This window comes from Streptomyces sp. NRRL WC-3549, from assembly GCF_000721935.1.
Classification (GTDB): Bacteria; Actinomycetota; Actinomycetes; order Streptomycetales; family Streptomycetaceae; genus Streptomyces.
Window position 1 is genome coordinate 1 of the sequence record NZ_KL585411.1, and the last position, 1,461, is coordinate 1,461.

Here is a 1,461-nt window from a genome sequence, read left to right on the forward strand (position 1 = left end):
GGGGCCGGGCGGTGGCGCGCCGCGCGGCCGTCCGGCGGCCCGCCTGCCGGCGGGCGGTTTCACCTGTTCCGGCCGTCCCCCGTGTCCTTGCCGGTGTCCTTGCCGTCCTTGGCGTCCTTGCCGTCCTTGGTGTCGCGGCCCGACGCGTGCAGCCGGGCCTTCACGTCGTCCGGGGGCAGGAAGCGCGACCAGCGTTCGGGGAACTCGGACGGTATCGAGGCGTCGTCGTCCTCCTCGTCGTCGTCGGCGTAGGCCTCCCAGTGCGCCGCCTGCACACGGGCGACGAGCTCCGCGGCCTGCGCGGCGCGGGCACGCCCGGTGGCCTCGCGGGCCTCGGCCGTGGCCAGCGACGGCCAGACGTGGTCGATCGCGGCGTTGACGGCGGCCCCGACGAGCACCGCGAAGGCGGAGACGCCTATCCAGAGCAGGACGGCGATCGGGGCGGCCAGCGAACCGTAGATCGTGGGGCCTTCCACCGTGCTGGTGAGGTAGATCCGCAGCAGGAAGCTGCCGATCACCCACATCGCGAGGGCCACGAGCGCGCCGGGCACGTCCTCCAGCCAGGGCGACCGCACGGGTACGGACACGTGGTACAGCGTCGTCAGGAACGCGATGGACAGCACGATGACCAGCGGCCAGTACAGGACGGCGAGCAGTTCGGTGCCCCAGGGGACGAACTCCACCACCCGGTCCGGCCCGACCACCAGCAGCGGCAGCACCACGGAGCCGAGCACCAGCGCGACCACGTACAGCAGGAAGGCCAGCAGCCGGGTCTTGACGATGCCGCGGTGGCCGTCGAGCCCGTACATCACGGTGATGGTGTCGATGAAGACGTTCACCGCGCGCGAGCCCGACCAGAGGGCGATCGCGAAACCGAGGGAGATCACGTCGGGGCGTGCCCCGGTGGTGACGTCCTCCAGCAGGGGTTTGGCGATCTCGTTGACGCCGCGCTCGGACAGCACGGTCTGCACGGCGGCGAGGATACTGCGTTCGGTGGAGGCGACCGTGGTGGTGGACGTCCACTCGTCGACGTACCCGAGCAGACCGATCATGCCGAGCAGCAACGGGGGCAGGGACAGCAGGGTGAAGAACGCGGCCTCGGCGGCGAGCCCGAGGATGCGGTACTCCATGCACGAGTTGACCGTGTCCTTGATCAGGTGCCACGCCATCCGCCGCTTGGACACGTTGCGGTAGAGGACGCGCGCCCGATGGAGACGGCCGGATGGGCGCTCGGGTGTTTCATTTGCTGCCTGCACCTCTTTACCGTATCGGCATGGCAGCAACCACCCACACAGTGACCAACCAGGTTCCGCCGCTGGTCGGCTATGACGTCTTCACGGCCGACCGGGCGCTGTCCGAGGCCGTCGAGCGGCACCTGGACCCCGGCATCCTGTCCGAGGCGCGGGGGGAGCTGAAGGCCCTCGGGCTCTCGGCGGGCTCGGCCCAGGCCCAGGCCTGGGG

1 protein-coding gene and 1 pseudogene are annotated in these 1,461 nt (G+C 70.8%); one reads left to right on the forward strand and one right to left on the reverse strand.

Annotated elements, in window-relative coordinates; translation table 11 throughout:
* Positions 1-59: 59 nt before the first annotated feature.
* Complete coding sequence (locus IH13_RS0120000; RefSeq protein ID WP_031086349.1) at positions 60-1,256, reverse strand: YihY/virulence factor BrkB family protein; 1,197 nt, start codon at positions 1,254-1,256, stop codon at positions 60-62.
* Positions 1,257-1,273: 17 nt separating this feature from the next.
* Here IH13_RS0120000 and IH13_RS42510 point away from each other — a divergent pair.
* Positions 1,274-1,461 (forward strand): annotated as a pseudogene (locus IH13_RS42510) (DNA alkylation response protein); the annotation flags it as partial.